At 72.3% G+C, this 17,836-nt stretch carries 18 protein-coding genes; 9 read left to right on the forward strand and 9 right to left on the reverse strand.

The genetic code is table 11. The annotated features are described in order from the left end of the window. Positions 1–199: 199 nt before the first annotated feature. Positions 200–823, reverse strand: a complete 624-nt coding sequence (locus tag ACQEXA_RS36145; protein ID WP_432927792.1) for a Uma2 family endonuclease — start codon at positions 821–823, stop codon at positions 200–202. Positions 824–1,024: 201 nt separating this feature from the next. After that, positions 1,025–2,119, reverse strand: a complete 1,095-nt coding sequence (locus ACQEXA_RS36150; protein ID WP_433132154.1) for a mechanosensitive ion channel family protein — start codon at positions 2,117–2,119, stop codon at positions 1,025–1,027. Between the two features lie 331 nt (positions 2,120–2,450). Here ACQEXA_RS36150 and ACQEXA_RS36155 point away from each other — a divergent pair, with 331 nt between their 5' ends. Continuing rightward, positions 2,451–2,987, forward strand: coding sequence for an HNH endonuclease (locus ACQEXA_RS36155; protein WP_331267001.1), 537 nt, complete (start codon positions 2,451–2,453; stop codon positions 2,985–2,987). Between the two features lie 212 nt (positions 2,988–3,199). Here ACQEXA_RS36155 and ACQEXA_RS36160 read toward each other — a convergent pair whose 3' ends face one another. Genes ACQEXA_RS36160 through ACQEXA_RS36175 form a run of 4 tightly spaced genes read right to left on the reverse strand, consistent with a single transcriptional unit; the run spans position 3,200 to position 6,906 of the window. Beyond that, on the reverse strand, positions 3,200–4,531 hold the full coding sequence (locus tag ACQEXA_RS36160; RefSeq protein WP_433132156.1) for a hypothetical protein: 1,332 nt from the start codon (positions 4,529–4,531) through the stop codon (positions 3,200–3,202). Further along, positions 4,528–5,301, reverse strand: a complete 774-nt coding sequence (locus ACQEXA_RS36165) for an ATP-binding cassette domain-containing protein (RefSeq protein WP_432927786.1) — start codon at positions 5,299–5,301, stop codon at positions 4,528–4,530. Before ACQEXA_RS36165 ends, ACQEXA_RS36160 begins: the two co-directional genes overlap by 4 nt. Positions 5,302–5,356: 55 nt before the next feature. Continuing rightward, positions 5,357–6,295, reverse strand: coding sequence for a zf-HC2 domain-containing protein (locus ACQEXA_RS36170; RefSeq protein ID WP_432927784.1), 939 nt, complete (start codon positions 6,293–6,295; stop codon positions 5,357–5,359). Then, positions 6,292–6,906: an RNA polymerase sigma factor gene (locus ACQEXA_RS36175; RefSeq protein ID WP_432927782.1), complete on the reverse strand. Its 615-nt coding sequence runs from the start codon at positions 6,904–6,906 to the stop codon at positions 6,292–6,294. Before ACQEXA_RS36175 ends, ACQEXA_RS36170 begins: the two co-directional genes overlap by 4 nt. Before the next feature lie 260 nt (positions 6,907–7,166). On the opposite strand from ACQEXA_RS36175, the gene ACQEXA_RS36180 reads away from it, so the two are divergent. The 3 genes from ACQEXA_RS36180 to ACQEXA_RS36190 all read left to right on the forward strand — a co-directional run bounded on the left by ACQEXA_RS36180 (position 7,167) and on the right by ACQEXA_RS36190 (position 9,831). After that, entirely contained in the window at positions 7,167–7,406 is a 240-nt protein-coding gene (locus tag ACQEXA_RS36180; protein WP_359400702.1) for a hypothetical protein, read from the forward strand. After that, positions 7,407–9,488: a 4-alpha-glucanotransferase gene (gene malQ / locus ACQEXA_RS36185; protein ID WP_433132158.1), complete on the forward strand. Its 2,082-nt coding sequence runs from the start codon at positions 7,407–7,409 to the stop codon at positions 9,486–9,488. Between the two features lie 103 nt (positions 9,489–9,591). Continuing rightward, positions 9,592–9,831, forward strand: a complete 240-nt coding sequence (locus ACQEXA_RS36190) for a hypothetical protein (protein WP_359400708.1) — start codon at positions 9,592–9,594, stop codon at positions 9,829–9,831. 283 nt (positions 9,832–10,114) lie between these two features. On the opposite strand, the gene ACQEXA_RS36195 is transcribed toward ACQEXA_RS36190, so the two are convergent. After that, positions 10,115–10,672, reverse strand: coding sequence for a MarR family winged helix-turn-helix transcriptional regulator (locus tag ACQEXA_RS36195; RefSeq protein ID WP_432927779.1), 558 nt, complete (start codon positions 10,670–10,672; stop codon positions 10,115–10,117). A 133-nt stretch (positions 10,673–10,805) separates the two neighbouring features. Here ACQEXA_RS36195 and ACQEXA_RS36200 point away from each other — a divergent pair, with 133 nt between their 5' ends. Next, positions 10,806–11,729: an EamA family transporter gene (locus ACQEXA_RS36200; protein WP_432927777.1), complete on the forward strand. Its 924-nt coding sequence runs from the start codon at positions 10,806–10,808 to the stop codon at positions 11,727–11,729. 45 nt (positions 11,730–11,774) lie between these two features. Here ACQEXA_RS36200 and pepN read toward each other — a convergent pair whose 3' ends face one another. Continuing rightward, entirely contained in the window at positions 11,775–14,357 is a 2,583-nt protein-coding gene (gene pepN, locus ACQEXA_RS36205) for an aminopeptidase N (RefSeq protein WP_432927775.1), read from the reverse strand. A gap of 100 nt (positions 14,358–14,457) precedes the next feature. Here pepN and ACQEXA_RS36210 point away from each other — a divergent pair, with 100 nt between their 5' ends. Further along, a complete protein-coding gene (locus ACQEXA_RS36210; RefSeq protein ID WP_359400714.1) occupies positions 14,458–14,688 on the forward strand; it encodes a ribbon-helix-helix domain-containing protein in 231 nt (76 codons plus the stop codon). Beyond that, complete coding sequence (locus tag ACQEXA_RS36215) at positions 14,675–15,022, forward strand: type II toxin-antitoxin system PemK/MazF family toxin (RefSeq protein WP_432927773.1); 348 nt, start codon at positions 14,675–14,677, stop codon at positions 15,020–15,022. Before ACQEXA_RS36210 ends, ACQEXA_RS36215 begins: the two co-directional genes overlap by 14 nt. A gap of 57 nt (positions 15,023–15,079) precedes the next feature. On the opposite strand, the gene ACQEXA_RS36220 is transcribed toward ACQEXA_RS36215, so the two are convergent. Next, positions 15,080–16,096: an aspartate-semialdehyde dehydrogenase gene (locus ACQEXA_RS36220; protein WP_432927771.1), complete on the reverse strand. Its 1,017-nt coding sequence runs from the start codon at positions 16,094–16,096 to the stop codon at positions 15,080–15,082. Between the two features lie 338 nt (positions 16,097–16,434). Here ACQEXA_RS36220 and ACQEXA_RS36225 point away from each other — a divergent pair, with 338 nt between their 5' ends. Then, the gene (locus ACQEXA_RS36225) at positions 16,435–16,974 is read left to right on the forward strand and encodes a sigma-70 family RNA polymerase sigma factor (RefSeq protein ID WP_432927769.1); all 540 of its coding nucleotides are present in this window, start codon (positions 16,435–16,437) and stop codon (positions 16,972–16,974) included. Position 16,975: 1 nt separating this feature from the next. After that, entirely contained in the window at positions 16,976–17,806 is an 831-nt protein-coding gene (locus tag ACQEXA_RS36230) for a hypothetical protein (protein WP_432927767.1), read from the forward strand. Positions 17,807–17,836: the final 30 nt, after the last annotated feature.

Consider the following 17,836-nt stretch of genomic DNA (forward strand, 5'->3'; position numbering starts at 1 on the left):
CCGGTGTCCTCCCGTGTTCGGGCGGTCCCGAAGATCACTGTTAGGAAAGTTTCCTATTGGGTGAGAGGAAGTTAGGCCTGCCGCAAGGGAGGCGTCAATACCGGCCACTGGTGGCAATCAACTCGTTACGTACGGAGCCACCGGGAACGGCCGAGGCCGCCGAGCGTATGCCCGGCGGCCTCGGATGGAGTGGGTGTGGTCAGCTCTCCGGGAACGGCGCGGTGTCCAGCGTCAGGTACGGGGCCGGCAGCGAGAGGGGCTCGCCCAGGTGCACCTTGGACTCGTCGCCGTAGTACGCCTTGGTGGGGTCGTCGCCGGGCATGACCGGGTCGGTGTAGCGGTGAGCGGTCTTCGTGTCGCGGTTGATCAACACGTAGAGGGGGACGCCGGCGGCGGCGTAGGTGCGGAGCTTGGGCCCGGTGTCCGTCTCGTGGTTCGTGGACGTGACCTCGCCGACCAGAGCGAGCATGTCGATGGGGTACCAGCCTTTGTGGGCCCTGTAGTACGCCTTGTCGAGTTCGGATGCCCTACGGCGCCGCACATAGAAGTCGGGGACCACCAACGCCATGGTGCTGCCGTCCTTGTGGGCAACGCGGTAGCCGTTGTCGAAGCCGGCGAGGCGGACCCCGGCAACACGGAACTGGTGGTACAGCTCTCCGGCCCCATCGTTGTGGGTTTCATCCGGCTGCGACGGCACGATGGCCATCCCCTCGACGTACTCGGGTCGAGTCGGCGCCTGAGACGCCTCCTCGATCACGATCAGCAGATCGACGGGGTCCTGCTGTGGCTCCATGGCCGGCTCCGGGACAGGTGCGGCGATCATCGCTGGATCTCCTCGTCGCGTTGCTGCCGGGCTACGCCCGCGCTGGGTGCCCCGGTGGGAGCATGCGCGATTCGGTCGGGCCGCTGACCTGCAAAATCGTTCCCGTTCACTCGAACGAGCGTGCTGAACCGTTCCGCCCTCTCGTACACGCCAAGAGGCGGCGCCCGGAGCACCCGGACGCCGCCTCCTACGTACGACCTGTCACATCGTCGCCGACCGCGGCGGCACGATCGGGGACGCCGCCTGCGCCTGCGGGGACTCGGGATTCGAGAGGACCGACGGAGCCGCCACCATCGCCGTCGGATCGATCGGGGGCTGCGGCCCCGGCTCGGCCGGCAGGCCGCCGACGATGGGGATGTGCGCCTCGTCGAAGGCCAGCTTGATGCGCCAGCGCAGCTCGCGCTCCACCGCCAGAGCCTTGCCCGGCATCGTCTTCGCCGAGACCCGGACGACCATCGAGTCCAGCAGCACGCTGTCCAGGCCGAGCACCTCGATCGGGCCCCACAGGAGCTCGTTCCACGGCTCGTCCTTGCTCATCCGCTCCGTCACCGCGTCCAGGGTCGTCTTCACCCGGTCCAGGTTCTCGACGGAGCGGACGGTCACGTCGACCCCGGCCGTCGCCCAGCCCTGGGAGAGGTTGCCGATGCGCTTGACCTCGCCGTTGCGCACGTACCAGATCTCGCCGCCCACGCCGCGCAGCTTCGTCACCCGCAGGCCGACCTCGATCACCTCGCCGGAGGCCACCCCCGCGTCGATGGTGTCGCCGACGCCGTACTGGTCCTCCAGGATCATGAACACGCCGGACAGGAAGTCCGTCACCAGGTTGCGCGCGCCGAAACCGATCGCCACGCCCGCCACACCGGCGGACGCCAGGAGTGGCGCCAGGTTGATCTGGAAGCTCCCCAGGACCATCAGCCCGGCCGTACCAATGATCACGAACGACGCCACCGACCGCATCACCGAGCCGATCGCCTGCGAGCGCTGCCGGCGGCGCTCCGCGTTCACCAGCAGCCCGCCGAGGGCCGTGCCGTCCACCGCCTCGGCCGTGCGGCTCATCCGGTCGATCAGCTTGGTGATCGCTCGCCGCACCGCCACTCTCAGTACCGCCGCGATCACCAGGATCAGCAGAACCCTCAGGCCGATGGCGAGCCACGTGGACCAGTTCTGCTCGACCCAGCTGGCGGCGTTGTTCGCGCTCTCCTGGGCGTCCTGGAACGTGGGGACCGCTGGAGCCGTCGTCTGCGAGGGCGACGGATACGGGGCGGCGCCGGCGGCCGATAGCGCGGGCAGGGACACGGCAGGTACCTCCTGGTGCAGCGTCTGCCTCCGGTGTGGGCGGTCAAGGTGGGCAGGGCCATCGGGGCCGTCGAGGTCACGGGAAGGTCACCGGAAGGGCAGGGCACCACACTAACGGGGCATCGCGTGGGGATCGTGCCGATGTTCCGTGGAGAGACCGTGCTCACCTGGGGAAGTAAAGGGGCGCGCAACGGGGGATGCATCGTGTGTGGTCGAAAACACTCCCAGCCCGTTACCGGGACATGGTGGCGCTTCCACCAGGCATGAGGGGAGACTGACTGCAGATCGTCCCGGCGCGAGCCACGCGCCGCCGGCGTACAAGGAGGCATCCGTGCCGCATGTCCTGGTCCTCAATGCGTCGTACGAGCCACTCGGCGTCGTACCGCTCCGCCGCGCGCTCGTCCTCGTCCTCGAGAACAAGGCCATCTGCCTCGAGGAGTCCGGCGCCTTCATGCACAGCGCAACCGTCACTGTCCCCGCACCGAGCGTGGTCCGGCTGAAGCGATTCGTTCGGGTTCCCTACCGGGGGCCCGTTCCTCTTACCCGGCGCGCGCTCTTCGCACGTGACGGCGGCCGGTGCATGTACTGCGGTGGCGTCGCAACCAGCGTCGACCACGTCATTCCGCGCAGCCGCGGTGGTCAGCACGTCTGGGACAACGTGGTGGCGTCCTGCCGCCGCTGCAACCACGTCAAGGCCGACCGTCATCTCTTCGAGCTGGGCTGGCGGCTGCGTCACAAACCCGCGCCGCCGACCGGGCTCGCCTGGCGCATCATCGGAACCGGGCATAGGGACCCGCGCTGGCTGCCATACCTGCAGCCGTACGGCGCGGACGACGCCTTGGCCCGGATCGACGGCATTTCAGCCTGACGATCCGGGCTTTTGCATACCCGGGGCACGCCCCGTGGCCCTCATGGCCACGGGGCCCTTCCGGGTGAGCACCACGACGTACGACCTGAAGCCCCGCTGCCCGGCCGAGCCGCACCGACCGTGGCCGCCCGCGCCCACATCCCGACCGTCCGACCTGGCAGGGCCAGGTGGTCGCCCGCCTCCGAGGTCCGGGCGGGGCTCCCGGAGGCCCGTCACAGCTCCGGTACCCCGCCCACGTCGCAGGCGCCCCGGGCCGCGAAGTAGGCGGACAGCCAGGTGCGGCGCTCATCCTCGTCCATCGCCGCCAGGCGCGCCCGGGCCGCGCGGCGTTTCCTCAGCTCCGCACGATGTGCTTCGTCGCCCTGGGCGTCCTCGTCGTCGAAGGCCTTCCGCAGCGGGTTGGGCGCGAGGTAGTTCTCCACGGCGTCGTCCGCCCGGAGCACGCGTGCGTTCGTCCTCTCCCCGCAGTCGCCCCGCAGCCGCAGCGCCGCCACCGCCTCCCACGCGTACTGCTGCGGATCGGTCAGCCGCCCCCGTACGACCGACCGCCCGAACGGGGTGACCATCGGCAGTTCCGCCTCGTCGGGCCAGGGTGAACCCGGGTGGTCCTCCCATCGGACGGGCAGGTTCCGTACGCCCTTCAGCCGGCCGGTGATGCCCGACAGGGCATCCGTGACCTGCGGGAGCAGTCCGGCGTAGCGGGCATTCACACAGACGGCGGGCGTGGTGGAGGTGTCGCACACCTGCCGCCGGGCGACCGGGTCGTCGTGCCACAGCCCGTCCCCGGTCTGCACCAGCAGGGCTCCCGCGGCCGTGGCGGCGGCCAGCGGCAGCAGGGCCGTGGACCGGCGGCGGAGCGTGTGCACCAGCACCGCGGCCGCCGCGAGACCGCCTGCCCACACCGCCATCGCCACGGGCTGCCACCACACCGGTACCCAGGTGTCCGGAACCGGGAAGGCCGGTTTGAGCGAGCGGCCGAAGCCCAAGCGGTCCAGCGCGAGGCCGAGACCGAGGTAGCCGGCCACGGCAAGCAGCGGGGCCGCGAGCCGCGTGGGCACCAGCCGGCCGACGACCTGACCGATCAGGGCGGCGGCCGCCACCGCCACCGCATCGCCCGGCAGCGCGGTCGGCCAGAGGCGGCCGCCCTGGGCGTAGGGCCAGGTGGCCAGCAGGGCCAGGGCCGCCGCGACCAGGTACCCGGCGGCCGTCCACAGCCCGATGGGCAGCGCCGAGGCCAGGAACCGGACGAGCGGTCCCCGTGCGGCCGTCCGCCACAACTCCTCGGTGTGCCGCCGCCGTTCCCGCCCGCCCTGCCGGCAACCGGCGGCCGCCGCGAGCGGCACGACGACCAGCAAGACGTTGTGCAACTGCGCGGCCGTCTCGTCCCAGCCGCCCTGCCAGCGCCCGGCGGAACCGGCCAAAGTCGCGGCCAGCGTCAGGAGCACAGCGGCCCCGGACCAGGGGGCGAGGCCGCGGAGGGCCTCGGTGCGCAAGGGGTGCTGCGGGCGGACGATCGGCTGCTTCCTTCCGGCCACGAGGCTCATCGCGCCGCCTCCCGCACCGCCTGGCCACGGTGTGCCCGCAGCGCCGCCGTGTAGCCGCGCTCCATCGGGTGGTCGCCCGGCCCGTCCGACGCGGCGCCGAACGCGGTGAGCGCCTCGGGGGTGCCGCGGTAGGCGACTCGCCCGGCGTCCAGGAGGGTCACCTCTGTGCAGGCGGCCGCCACGTCCTCCACGAAGTGGGTGGAGACGACCACCGTGGCCGCGGCGCCCAGTTCGCGCAGCAACTCGCGGAACTCCACGCGCTGTTCGGGGTCGAGGCCCGCGGTCGGCTCGTCCAGCAGCAGGACGTCGGGCTCGTTGACGATGGCCTGGGCGACGCCGACGCGGCGGACCATGCCGCCGGACAGCGTCTTGATCTTCGTGTCGATGCGTGGGCCGAGACCGACCCGGTCCACGGCACGCCCCACCGCGGCCGGGGCCTCGGCGGCGGGCATCTCCTTCAGCCAGGCGACGTAGGCGACGAACTCGCGGACCGTGAACCCCGGGTAGTAGCCCAGTTCCTGCGGCAGATAGCCCAGACGGCGGCGGATTTCGCCGCGACCCCGGTGGTCGCCGGCGTCCTTCCCGAGAATGTCCACCCGGCCGGCCGCCGGTTCGCAGACGGTGGCGAGGACGCGGATCAGGGACGTCTTGCCCGCGCCGTTGGGGCCCAGCAGACCGTGTACGCCCGCGCCGAGCGCGAGGTCGACCCCGTCGAGGGCGACGGTCCTGCGGTGCCGCACCCGCAGGCCGGTCACTCGTATCGTGCTCAACGCTTCTCCAGATGTGGGTGGTGGGTGCCGGTGCGCGGTGACTCCGCGGTCGTCGTCACCGCTGCTCCAGTCGCCCGTAGGCGGGACGGCGGGTGGCCAGCAGCGCGGCGCAGAGCGCGGTCGCCGCCGCCCAGCCGCCCTGGGCCGGGGCGCCGTCCAGGTACAGGGAGAGCCGCTCGGCGAGGCGTGAGGTCAGCCCGCTGCCGGGGGCGGTGAGCGCCGGCACCACCACGGCGCACAGCCAGCCGCCTCCGGTCACCGCCGTCGCGGCACGGCAGCCGACATAGGAGGCCAGGGCCAGCGAGGCCAGCGTCAGGGCGAGCCCGGGCAGCAGCCAGGCGGCCGCACCCGGTGCGCCCGAGGCGGGCAGCAGCAGCCCGGCGAGGGTCAGCAGCGGAAGGCTCACGGCCAGGACGGCGGTCGTGCGCGTCAGTACCAGCCGCAGCCCCCCGGAGGGAGTCGCCGCCGCGATCTCGTGCAGCGGGTCGGCGTGAGCCCCGTAGGACAGGGCGACCCCGGCGACGGGCACGACGGGCGCGACGGCGAGCAGCAGCGGCCGTGCCCCGTCGAAACCGCCCGCGTGCGCCAGTGCGACGGCTCCGACGGCCACGAGCAGCACGGCCGGCGGCCAGGCCCCGCGCACGGCGGGACCGGCGGCCCACAGCACCCGGACGAGAGCGGGCCACCAGGAGCGGAGCGCGGTTCTGGACGACCACAGGCGGGCGTTGGAGACAGCCGGCGCGGGCGTCGGCCCGGACGCGGGCACCGCCTCCGGCATCGTGTTCCGCACCTGCGCCGGTGCCGCCTCCAGCACCGAGTTCCGCACCTGGGCCAGGACCCCTGCTGCCGCCGTCTGCCGTACCGCCCGCGACACGCGCGTCGCACAGCGTCCGCAGTGCTCCAGGTGCTTCTCCAGCGACCACGCGTCCGACTCCGGCAGCGAACCGTCCGCGTAGCGGCTGACCAGGTCTTCCGGGGCGTGCCAGTGGGTCATGCCCGGCCTCCCATCGGTGTCGGGGTCAACTGGGCGAGAGCGGAGCGCAGTTCCGCGCGGGCGCGCAGGGCACGGCTCTTGACGGTGCCCTCGGGTATGCCGAGCAGCCGGGCGGTCTCCCGGGTGGTCAGCCCGTCGACGACCGTCGCCCGCAGCACCTCGCGCAACTCCGGGGAGATCCGGTCCAGGGCGGTGCCCACGTCACCGAACTCCAGCGCTGCCAACGCCCGTTCCTCCGCGGACGGAACGACCACGGCCGACTGGTGCTCGACCTGCACCGCGTCCATCGGTGCCGTCTCGATGCGCCGGGCCCGCTCCTGGGCACGGCGTGTGTCGACCAGGCGCCGTGCGGCGATCGTCCACAGCCAGCCGCTGGCCTCCTCGCCGTGGTGCCCCGCCGCCGAGCGCCACACCGTCACGAAGGTGTCCTGCAGCACTTCCCGCACCACTTCGGGATCGGCGCAACGGCGCGTCAGCCGCGCGTGCAGCCAGCCCGCGTGCCGGTCGTAGAGCGTGGCCATCGCGGCCGAGTCGCCGTCCGCGACGGCGCGCAGCAAGGCCGCGTCCGTGTCCTTCTCCCGGTGGCCCCCCATGGGGCGGAACAGTCTCACACCCCCTCTATCGGTCCCGCCGGAGTCGCCGGTTCGGCACCCGGGCGGTGGTGAGCGTCGAAAGAAGCGCCGGACTTGCCGTTCCTCTCGTTAGAGTGTCGCCGGGAGTGGCTGTTATGGCGCTTTGCCCCTCTTGGGTGAGGCGTACGGGGACGAAATGTGAGCAGTCCCACGTTGTTCGTCCTCATACGTCTGCGGACGCGCCCACTGGGTAGGCCTGCTCTCGCCCGCATCCGTCGTACGACGACAAGGAGGCCCTCGTGGCCGCACCGGCACACCCCCTGCTCCCGGCCCTGTCCAAACGCGACGCGGAACCGTCCGCCGACCCCGACTTCCTGTTGTGCGTCCTCAGCGCCGAAAGCGCCTGTGCCGAGGCGCCGCTGACCAGTGAGCCGCCGCTGCCCGACGCCGAGCCCCTGACCAGCGAACCTCCGCTCGCCGACCTGACGCCCCTGACCAGCGAGCCCGCGGCCGCCGGCCCGGACCCCACGGGGTACTAGATGACGCCGGCCGACCCCGCGCCCGACGGGACGCCGTTGGCCCGGCTCGCCGCGCTGCACGGCGTCGCCACCTCCTACCGCCCCTCCCCGGACCGCACGGTCGCCGCGTCGGACACGGCCGTCACCGCCGCGCTGGCCGCACTCAGCGTGGACGCGAGCACACCGGAGGCCGTACGCAGCGCCCTCGCCGCGCGCGAGACCGAACTGCGGGAGCGGCTGCTGCCGCCGACCGTGGTCTGCTGGGGCGGACAGCCGCCCGCCGCGCTGGCCTCCCTGCCGAAGGGCACCCGGCTGCGCATCGAGACCGAACTGGGCGAGACGCGGGCCTCGGCCGAACAACTCCCGCCCGGCGTCCACGCCTTACGCGTCACCGCACCCGACGGACGCACCGCCGACGCCCATCTCGTGGCCGCGCCCGCCCGGCTGCCCGCGCCGCCGGCCCGCTCCTACGGACTGCTCGTCCAGCTGTACTCCCTGCTGTCCCGCCGCTCCTGGGGCATGGGCGACCTCGGCGACCTCGCCGAGCTGACCGCCTGGGCCGGCCGGGCGCTCGGCGCGGGGTTCGTCCAGGTCAACCCTCTGCACGCGGCCGTCCCCGGCGCCCCCACCGACCCGTCCCCGTACCGTCCCTCCTCCCGCCGCTTCCCGGACCCCGTGCACCTGCGCGTCGAGGAGGTGCCCGAGTTCCCGTACGTCGAGGACCAGGACCGCCTGCGCACGCTGCTGGAGCGAGCCGCCGGGGCGCGGGAATCGGTCCTCGAGAAGGGCCAGTTGATCGACCGCGACGCCGTGTGGGAGATCAAGCGCGAGGCGCTCGAACTCATCCATGCCGTCCCCCTCGGCCCCGGACGCCGCGCCGCCTACGCCGACTTCCTCGCCCAGGAGGGCGAGGTGCTGGAGGACCACGCCACCTGGTCCGCGCTCGCCGAGGTCTACGGATCGGACTGGCACAGCTGGCCCTCCCGGCTGCGCGATCCGCGCTCGCCCGAGACCGCACGTGCGCGTGCCGAGTTGATGGACCGCGTCGACTTCCACAGCAGGCTCGCCTGGCTGACCGACGCCCAGCTCGGCACCGTCCAGCGCACCGCGCGCGACGCGGGGATGGCCGTCGGTCTGATCCACGACCTCGCGGTCGGCGTGCACCCGGGCGGCGCCGACGCCTGGGCGCAGCAGGAGTACCTCGCGGCCGGGATGTCGGTGGGCGCGCCGCCGGACGCCTTCAACGCGCGCGGCCAGGACTGGGGCCTGCCCCCGTGGCGCCCCGACCGCCTCGCCGCCTCCGGCTACGCCCCCTACCGTCGGCTGCTCCGTGCACTGCTGCGGCACGCGGGCGCCCTGCGCATCGACCATGTCATGGGCCTGTTCCGCCTCTGGTGGGTGCCGCAAGGACAGCCGCCCATCGAGGGCACCTACGTCCGGTACGACGCCGAGGCCATGCTCGCCGTCCTGGTCCTGGAGGCAGCGCGGGCCGGGGCCCTGGTCATCGGCGAGGACCTCGGGACGGTGGAGCCCGGAGTGCGCGAGGCGCTGCACGAGCGCGGCGTGCTCGGTACGTCCGTCCTGTGGTTCGAACGCGACTGGGAGGGCACCGGGCGACCGCTGCCGCCCGAGCGCTGGCGGGCGGACTGCCTGGCCACCGCCACCACTCATGACCTGCCGCCGACCGCCGCCCGGCTCACCGGCGAACACGTGGAACTGCGCGACCGGCTCGGGCTGCTGGCCCGCCCGCTCGACCAGGAGCGGGCCGCTGCCGCCGCCGACACCGGTGAGTGGCTCGCCCTGCTGTCCCGGCTGGGGATGCTGAAGGGGGCGAGCGGAGGGGTCTCGACGGTGTCGGAGGAGAGGGAGATCCAGGCCGTCCACCGCTTTCTGCTGCGCACGCCAGCCCGGCTGGTCGGGGTGTGGCTCCCGGACGCGGTGGGCGACCGCCGCCCGCAGAACCTGCCGGGCACCTGGGACGAGTACCCGAACTGGCGGCTGCCGATAGCGGACGCGGAGGGCCACCCGGTGTCGCTGGAGGATCTGGCGGCCTCGCCGCGGCTGTACGCGCTGGTGGATGTGATGCGGGGAAGGGGAGGCTGACCGGGACCCGGCCCGTGCCGCGTCACCGGGCCGGTGTCGCATCCCAGGGCCCGTAGCCCACCCCGGGCGCGCGGGCCGATCGGACGTTCGCTAGTTTGGCACCGTGGACAAGAAGAACGCCCTGCGCGCCGGCGCCCTGGCCGCCGGTACGACGCTGATGATGCTGCTCATGTCGTCCCCTGCGCTCGCGCTGACCCGCGACGACGGCGACGACCCCGGCACGGGCCTGAGCGTGGCCGAGACGCTGGGGCTCTTCGTGCTGGCGCCGCTTGTGCTGTTCGGGGTGATCGCCGGTCTCGTCATGATCACGGACAAGACCCGCAAGCAGGCCAAGCAGGGCTGACACCGCTCCCGAAGCGGTGGGCCCGGTCCGCCCGGGTCATCGCCCTGACCGAATCCTTCTCGCACTTCCGTCGAGGGAGTCCGCGCACCCGTACGACACCGTGCGGCGCGTGGACTCCCTCGTCGTCTGTCAGCCATGAGGTGGCGGGCCGGGGATGCATCCGGTTTCACCTGTTCGGCCGCAATCGACGGGATGCCGTCGGGTCGATGCTTCGGCGCGGGCGGCCCTGCCCACGGGACGGTGGTACCTCGCCGGGGCATCGGACGCCCCGGAGCGGAGCTGATCAGCTCGACGGGCCGGAGCCGACCGTACCGGCGAGCAACTGACGTAGCAGCTCGGCCAGTTGGGCAGCCTGCTGGGGGTTCAGAGAGCTCAGCGCCTCGGCCTGGAGGACGAGGCCCGCGCCCACTGCCTCGTCGATCAGCCGGAACCCCCGCTCCGTGAGCGTCACCTGGAGTCCGCGCCGGTCGTGCGGATCGGGTGAGCGGCGCAGCAGCCCCGCCCGCTCGAGCTTGTCCAGGCGGCCGGTCATCCCTCCCGTGGTGAGCATCAGGGCCGCCGAGAGCTGGCGCGGCGAGAGCGTGTACGGCTCTCCGGAGCGGCGCAGGGTCGCCAGGACGTCGAACTCGCCGCGCGAGATGCCGAACGGTGCGTACGCCTTCTCCATCCGGTCGCCCATCGTGCGCGACAGCCGGAAGATGCGCCCGAAGACCTCCATCCCGGCGGTGTCGAGATCGGGCCGCACGGCGGCCCACTGCCCGATGATCGCGTCGACGGGATCCCTGGGGGCCTCCCCCTCGCCCCCGCCCGCGCCGTTGCCCTCGCGGTTGTCCTTGGCCATGGAGAGAGTATCCGCCCCGTCTCGGTCGCTCGCAAGAAAGTAGCTTGCTGGAAAGTAGCTTAGGGATAAGCTAATCGGAGTCGAGTGAACAGGGGCTCCGTCGTGGCCCCCTGCCTGTGGAACGGAGCCCGTCATGAAGCGGTACGCCACCGTCCTGCTCACCGCCCTCGCCCCTGTCTCCTGGGGCACCACATACGCCGTGACCACCGAGTTCCTGCCGGACGGCCGCCCCTTGTTCACCGGACTCATGCGCGCCCTGCCCGCCGGGCTGGTGCTGCTCGCGCTCGGGCGGGCGCTGCCGCGCGGCGCCTGGTGGTGGAAGGCGGCGGTGCTCGGCGCGCTGAACATCGGCGCCTTCTTCCCGCTGCTGTTCCTCTCCGCCTACCGGCTGCCCGGCGGGATGGCGGCCGTGGTCGGGTCGGTCGGCCCGCTCTTCGTGGCGGGGCTCTCCGCACTGCTGCTCGGCGAACGGCCGACCGTTCGTACGCTGCTGGCGGGTGTGGCCGCGGCGCTCGGCGTCAGCCTCGTCGTCCTGAAGGCGGCCGGTGCGCTGGACCCGGTCGGCGTCCTCGCCGCGCTCGCGTCCACCGCGTCGATGTCCGCCGGCACCGTGCTGGCCAAGCGCTGGGGCCGCCCGGACGGTGTCGGGCCGCTGGCCCTCACCGGCTGGCAACTGACCGCGGGTGGAGTGCTGATCGCGCCGATCGCCCTGCTCGTGGAGGGGGCGCCGCCCGCGCTCGACGGGCCGGCCGTCGGCGGCTACCTCTATCTGGCGCTGGCGAACACGGCTGTCGCCTACTGGCTGTGGTTCCGGGGTATCGGTCGCCTCAGCGCCACCCAGGTCACGTTCCTCGGGCCGCTCTCCCCACTGACGGCCGCCGTCGTCGGCTGGGCGGCGCTCGGCCAGGCGCTCACTCCCGTCCAACTCTCCGGCATGGCGCTGGCGTTCGGGGCGACGGTCCTCGGTCAGCTCCGTCCGCGTGCCGCCGCCGCACCGGCAGGCCTCGTCAGGACGAGCCCGCGACCACGAACGACGGCCGGTGCCAACGGCACCTAAGTACGGCGAAGGGCGCCCGGCGCAGGCCGGGCGCCCTCACTCTTCCTACCGCTGCGCGGCGGCGTCCGCGGCCTGCGCCTTGAGCGCGCGCTCGATGCCCGCCCGCGACTCCAGGATCAGACGCCGCAGTGCCGGGGACGGCTCGGCGGCGGCCAGCCACGCGTCGGTCTTGGCTGACGTGTCCTCGGAGACCTGGATCGACGGGTAGAGGCCGACCACGATCTGCTGGGCCATCTCGTGCGAGCGGGAGTCCCAGACGCCCTTGACCGACTCGAAGTACTTGTCGGTGTAGGGGGCGAGCAGCTCGCGCTGGTCGGTCTGGACGAAGCCGCCGATCACGGCCTCCTGCACGGCGTTCGGCAGCTTGTCGGACTCCACGACCGAGGCCCAGGCCTCCGCCTTGGCCTCCGGGGTCGGGCGCGCGGCGCGGGCGGTGGCGGCGTGCCGCTCACCGGCCGCCGTCTTGTCCCGCCCGAGCTCGCCGGCGATCTCCGTCTCGTCGAAGCGGCCCACCGTCGCCAGCCGCTCCACGAACGCCCAGCGCAGCTCGGTGTCGACGGCCAGACCCTCGACGGTCTGCGAACCGTCCAGGAGGCCCTCCAGCAGGTCGAGCTGCTCCGGCGTACGGGCGGTCGCCGCGAAGGCGCGCGCCCACGCCAGCTGGTGGTCGCTGCCCGGCTCGGCGGAGCGCAGATGGGCGAGGGTGGCGTCCGTCCAGCGGGTCAGCAGCGCCTCGCGGGTGGACGGGTCGGCGTACAGGTCGATCGCGAGCTTCACCTGGCGGTGCAGCGACTGCACGACGCCGATGTCGGACTCCTTGCCGATGCCGGACAGGACCAGGGAGAGGTAGTCGCGGGTCGCCAGCTCCGCGTCCCGCGTCATGTCCCAGGCCGAGGCCCAGCACAGGGCGCGCGGCAGCGACGAGTCGAAGTCGCCGAGGTGTTCGGTGACGAAGGCAAGGGACTTCTCGTCCAGTCGGACCTTCGCGTACGACAGGTCGTCGTCGTTGAGCAGGATGACGTCCGGCCGGCGCCGTCCGGCCAGCTGCGGTACGGCGGTCAGCTCGCCGTCGACGTCCAGCTCGATCCGGCCGTCCTCGGTACGCACCAGCTTGCCGATGCCCTCGTCCAGGTCGTACAGGCCGATCGCGATGCGGTGCGGACGCAGGGTGGGCTCGCCCTTCGCGCCGGCCGGGAGCGCCGGGGCCTCCTGGCGGATGGCGAAGGAGGTGATGACGCCGTTCTCGTCCGTCTCGACAGCGGGACGCAGGACGTTGATGCCGGCCGTCTCCAGCCACTTCTTCGACCAGGTCTTCAGATCGCGGCCGGAGGTCTCCTCCAGGGCGCCCAGCAGGTCGGACAGGCGCGTGTTGCCGAACGCGTGCTGCTTGAAGTACGCCTGCACGCCGCGGAAGAACTCGTCCATGCCGACGTAGGCGACGAGCTGCTTGAGGACCGAGGCGCCCTTGGCATAGGTGATGCCGTCGAAGTTGACGAGGACGTCGTCCAGGTCGTTGATCTCGGCCATGATCGGGTGGGTCGACGGCAGCTGGTCCTGCCGGTACGCCCAGGTCTTCATGGAGTTGGCGAACGTGGTCCAGGAGTGCGGCCAGCGGGACGCCGGGTGGTACGCCTGGCACGCGATGGACGTGTAGGTGGCGAACGACTCGTTCAGCCACAGGTCGTTCCACCACTCCATGGTCACGAGGTCGCCGAACCACATGTGGGCCAGCTCGTGCAGGATGGTCTCCGCCCGCACCTCGTACGCCGCGTCCGTCACCTTGGACCGGAAGACGTACTGGTCGCGGATGGTCACCGCGCCGGCGTTCTCCATCGCACCCGCGTTGAACTCGGGCACGAAGAGCTGGTCGTACTTCTCGAACGGGTACGCGTAGTCGAACTTCTCCTGGAACCAGTCGAAGCCCTGCCGGGTCACCTCGAAGATGGCGTCCGAGTCGAGGAACTCGGCGAGGGAGGGCCGGCAGTAGATGCCGAGCGGGACGGACTGCCCGTCCTTCTCGTACACGCTGTGCACCGAGTGGTACGGGCCCACGATCAGCGTCGTGATGTACGTCGAGATCCGCGGCGTCGGCTCGAAGACCCAGACGTCGTCCTTGGGCTCGGGCGTGGGCGAGTTGGAGATGACGGTCCAGCCGCTGGGCGCCTTCACGGTGAACTGGAAGGTGGCCTTGAGGTCCGGCTGCTCGAAGGAGGCGAAGACGCGGCGGGCGTCCGGGACCTCGAACTGGGTGTAGAGGTAGGCCTGTTCGTCGACCGGGTCGACGAAGCGGTGCAGGCCCTCGCCGGTGTTGGTGTACGCGCAGTCGGCGACCACGCGGAGCACGTTGCGGCCCTCGAGGAGGCCGGGGAGCGCGATCCGCGAGTCCTTGAAGACCTCGGCGGGGTCGAGCGGGTCGCCGTTCAGGGTGACCTCGTGGACGGCCGGGGCCACCAGGTCGATGAACGACTCCGCGCCGGTCTCGGCGGAGTCGAAGCGCACCGTGGTCACGGACCGGTAGGTTCCGCCCTCCTGCGCGCCGGAGAGGTCGAGATCGATCTCGTACGAGTCAACGGTGAGCAGCTTCGCCCGCTGCTGTGCCTCTTCGCGAGTCAGGTTTGTGCCAGGCACGCGGTCATCTCCTCGTTATGTGTGGGTTGCGCCATCCTTCCATGAGCGGGCCCCGGTTTGCGGTAGCCATTACGTTCCTACCGCTGGTAGCATCAAGTGTATGAAGATCAGTGTGAGCCTGCCACAGGAGGATGTCGCCTTCGTCGACGAGTACGCAGCGCGCACCGACGCCGAGTCCCGGTCGGCCGTGATACACGCCGCGATCGAACTGCTGCGGCAAGCACAGCTGGAGCAGGAGTACGTGGAGGCTTTCGCCGAGTGGGAGGGGAGCGAGGACGCCGGGTTCTGGGACCAGTTCTCGGGGGACGGGCTCGCCGATGAAGCGCGGTGACATCTACCTGGTCGACTACGAGCCCACGCGCGGCAGCGAGGCCAACAAGGCGCGCCCGGCGGTGATCGTCTCGAACAACGGTGCCAACGCGGCCGTGGAGCGAACCGGCCGCGGCGTCGTCACGCTGGTGCCGCTGACGACGAACACCTCCCGCGTCCACCCGTTTCAGGTCCTGCTGCCGGCAGAGGAATGCGGCCTTGCGAAGGACTCCAAGGTGCAGTGCGAGCAAGTACGCGCCCTCGCCGCGGAGAGGCTGCTGCGGCCGATCGGCACGGTTCCGCGCCGGCGCCTGGCCGAGATCGACGCCGCGCTACGGCGGCATCTGGCGCTCTGAACACGAAGACGGGGCGTCCACCGGTCACCGGTGGACGCCCCGTCTTCGTGCCGCTGGTTACTCGCTCAGCTCCGCCGCCACCAGCTCCGCGATCTGCACCGCGTTGAGTGCCGCGCCCTTGCGCAGGTTGTCGTTGGAGATGAACAGCGCCAGGCCGTTCTCCACGGTCTCGTCGCGCCGGATGCGACCCACGTACGCCGGGTCCTTGCCGGCCGCCTGGAGCGGGGTCGGGATGTCGGAGAGCGCCACGCCCGGGGCACCGGCCAGCAGCTCCGTGGCGCGCTCCACCGGCAGCGGACGCGCGAAGCGGGCGTTGACCTGGAGAGAGTGCCCGGAGAAGACCGGGACGCGGACGCAGGTGCCGGAGACCTTCAGCCCAGGGATCTCGAGGATCTTGCGCGACTCGTTGCGGAGCTTCTGCTCCTCGTCGGTCTCGTTCAGGCCGTCGTCGACCAGGTTGCCCGCGAAGGGCACCACGTTGAAGGCGATCGGGCGCTTGTATACCTGCGGCTCGGGGAAGTCGACCGCCTCGCCGTCGTGGGTCAGCTTGTCGGCGTCGGCGACCACCTTCTGGGCCTGACCGTGCAGCTCCGCGACGCCCGCGAGGCCCGAGCCGGAGACCGCCTGGTAGGTGGCGACGACCAGCGCCTCCAGGCCGGCCTCCTCGTGCAGCGGCTTGAGCACCGGCATCGCGGCCATCGTCGTGCAGTTCGGGTTGGCGATGATGCCCTTGGGGCGGTTCACGGCCGCGTGCGGGTTCACCTCCGAGACCACGAGGGGCACGTCCGGGTCCTTGCGCCAGGCCGAGGAGTTGTCGATCACGACGGCGCCCTGCGAGGCGACCTTCTCGGCCAGCGCCCTCGAGGTCGCGCCGCCCGCGGAGAACAGCACGATGTCCAGGCCGGTGTAGTCGGCACTCGCCGCGTCCTCCACCGTCACACCGTCGAGGACCGTCCCCGCCGAACGGGCCGAGGCGAACAGGCGCAGCTCCGTGACCGGGAAGTTCCGCTCCACGAGGATCCTGCGCATGACCGTGCCGACCTGACCGGTGGCTCCGACAATTCCGACCCTCACGGCGACTCCCTCTGCGTGTCTTTACGTGTGTGCTGCTCGGCCGAGGCTTTTCCATCATGCGGCCGACCCCTGGCTGCCTGTCCAATTCTTTGCGCTGTGTGCCCGAGGAATGGGACGTGACGGCGCGGACGCCGGTTGCGGACCTCCTGCCTGCAACCCGCTGAGCTGGAGAAATTCATCCCGCGAAGGCTCCGCGCGACAAGCTGTGCCGCCGGGTGCCTGCCCACCGCCTCCGGGCCCATACGACGGTGTGACGTACGCCTCTGCCGTCTGCCGCGGAAACCGGCCGAACGTTTCGGCCCGCTGCGGCGTCGTAGAGGAAACGCGCAAGGGGAGGGGTGGCTGTGCTGCGCAGAATGGCCCGCCGCGGGCCGGGGGCGGACCATGCGGTGGACGACCCCCTGGACGTGGCTCAGGAACGGCGGGTGCGGGCGGTGCTCGCGCTCGGCGGGGTGCCGCAGGCGGACCTGCCGGACGGGGTGCAGCAGGTCCGCCTGCGGCTGCTGGAGCGGGCCGCGAGCGGCCGGGAGGCACCGCGGGACGTCTCGGCGTGGGCGGCGGTGGTCGCCTCGAACCTGGCGATGGACTGGCACCGGGCCAAGCGCCGCCAGGAGCGGCTCGGTGAGCGGCTGGCCTCCCTGCGGCAGCCGGAGCACGTCCCGGGCGAGGACTCCCGTCTCCTCCGGCTCGCCGTGGCCCAGGGCCTGGACGAGCTGCCCGACGCCCAGCGTCAGGTCCTCGTACTGCGCTTCTACGCCGATCTGCCCGTCCGGGGGATCGCGGAGGAGCTCGGCATCCCCGAGGGCACGGTCAAGAGCAGGCTCCACTCGGCGGTCCGCGCGCTGCGCGACCGTCTGCACGAGGACGAGGTGGTGTGACGTGGCCGCCGAGTACGACGGCGCCGACGCGCTGATGGCCGCGATCACGGGCGAGCCGCTGCCCGACGCCGCGCGGGCCGACGCCGAGTTCATGGCGGGGCACCGGGCGGCACTGGCCGATGTGGCCGTGCTGCGGGAGCAGTTGGGGATCATCGGCGACACGCTGGCGGCGCCGCCGGGCGAGGCGTCGTCGCCGGCCGCCGTACGGGTCTCCCGGACGGACGCCGCGCCGGACGAGTCGGGGCGAGGCACCGACCGGGACATCCCGCACGTCCCCCGCCCGGTGCGGCCTGCGCGCCGGGGCCGTGCCCTGCGCATCGCCTTCGGCTCGCTCGCGGCCGTGGCGGCCCTGGCGGTCGTCGTCGGGCTGGGCCGGCTCCTGTCGCTCAGCGGGTCGCAGAGCGACAGCAAGAGCAGCGCCGACGTCGCCTCCACGAGCGCGGGCGCGGCCGGCAAGGCGGACGGTGACGGGCCGGTGCCGTCCGATCCCGAGCGGGAAGTCGCGTGCTCCCGGCTCGTCGTGGAGGGGACGGTGGCCGAGGTGGGACCGCTCGGCGATCCCCGGATCCGGGTGGTCCTGACCGTCACGCGGTACTACCGGCCCGACCACGGCCCGGTCCGTGTGACCTTCCTCCTCGACCGCGGGGCCGAGCCGCAGCCGCGCCAGGGCCAGCATGTGCTGATCCGCATCCCGCAGGGCGCGGACGGGCCGACCCTGTGGGCCGTCGGCGGCGAGCGCGTCGCCGCTAACCGTGCCTGGATCACCAGGGCGCTGCCCGGCTCCCTGCACACCGCGTGCCCCTCCGGGCTGCCGTCCGGCGGGCCTTCCTGACCCCTGCGACGACGAAGGGCGGGCGCCCGT

The sequence above is a fragment of the Streptomyces sp. CA-106110 genome (genome assembly GCF_050936285.1).
Classification (GTDB): domain Bacteria; phylum Actinomycetota; class Actinomycetes; order Streptomycetales; family Streptomycetaceae; genus Streptomyces.

Excerpts from the sequence above, each read along its gene's own strand:
- ACQEXA_RS36145 (WP_432927792.1), bottom strand. The coding sequence starts at position 823 with ATGATCGCCGCACCTGTCCCGGAGCCGGCCATGGAGCCACAGCAGGAC.
- ACQEXA_RS36160 (WP_433132156.1), bottom strand. The coding sequence starts at position 4,531 with ATGAGCCTCGTGGCCGGAAGGAAGCAGCCGATCGTCCGCCCGCAGCAC.
- ACQEXA_RS36170 (WP_432927784.1), bottom strand. The coding sequence starts at position 6,295 with ATGACCCACTGGCACGCCCCGGAAGACCTGGTCAGCCGCTACGCGGAC.
- malQ (WP_433132158.1), top strand. The coding sequence starts at position 7,407 with ATGACGCCGGCCGACCCCGCGCCCGACGGGACGCCGTTGGCCCGGCTC.
- ACQEXA_RS36195 (WP_432927779.1), bottom strand. The coding sequence starts at position 10,672 with ATGGCCAAGGACAACCGCGAGGGCAACGGCGCGGGCGGGGGCGAGGGG.
- ACQEXA_RS36200 (WP_432927777.1), top strand. The coding sequence starts at position 10,806 with ATGAAGCGGTACGCCACCGTCCTGCTCACCGCCCTCGCCCCTGTCTCC.
- ACQEXA_RS36210 (WP_359400714.1), top strand. The coding sequence starts at position 14,458 with ATGAAGATCAGTGTGAGCCTGCCACAGGAGGATGTCGCCTTCGTCGAC.
- ACQEXA_RS36215 (WP_432927773.1), top strand. The coding sequence starts at position 14,675 with ATGAAGCGCGGTGACATCTACCTGGTCGACTACGAGCCCACGCGCGGC.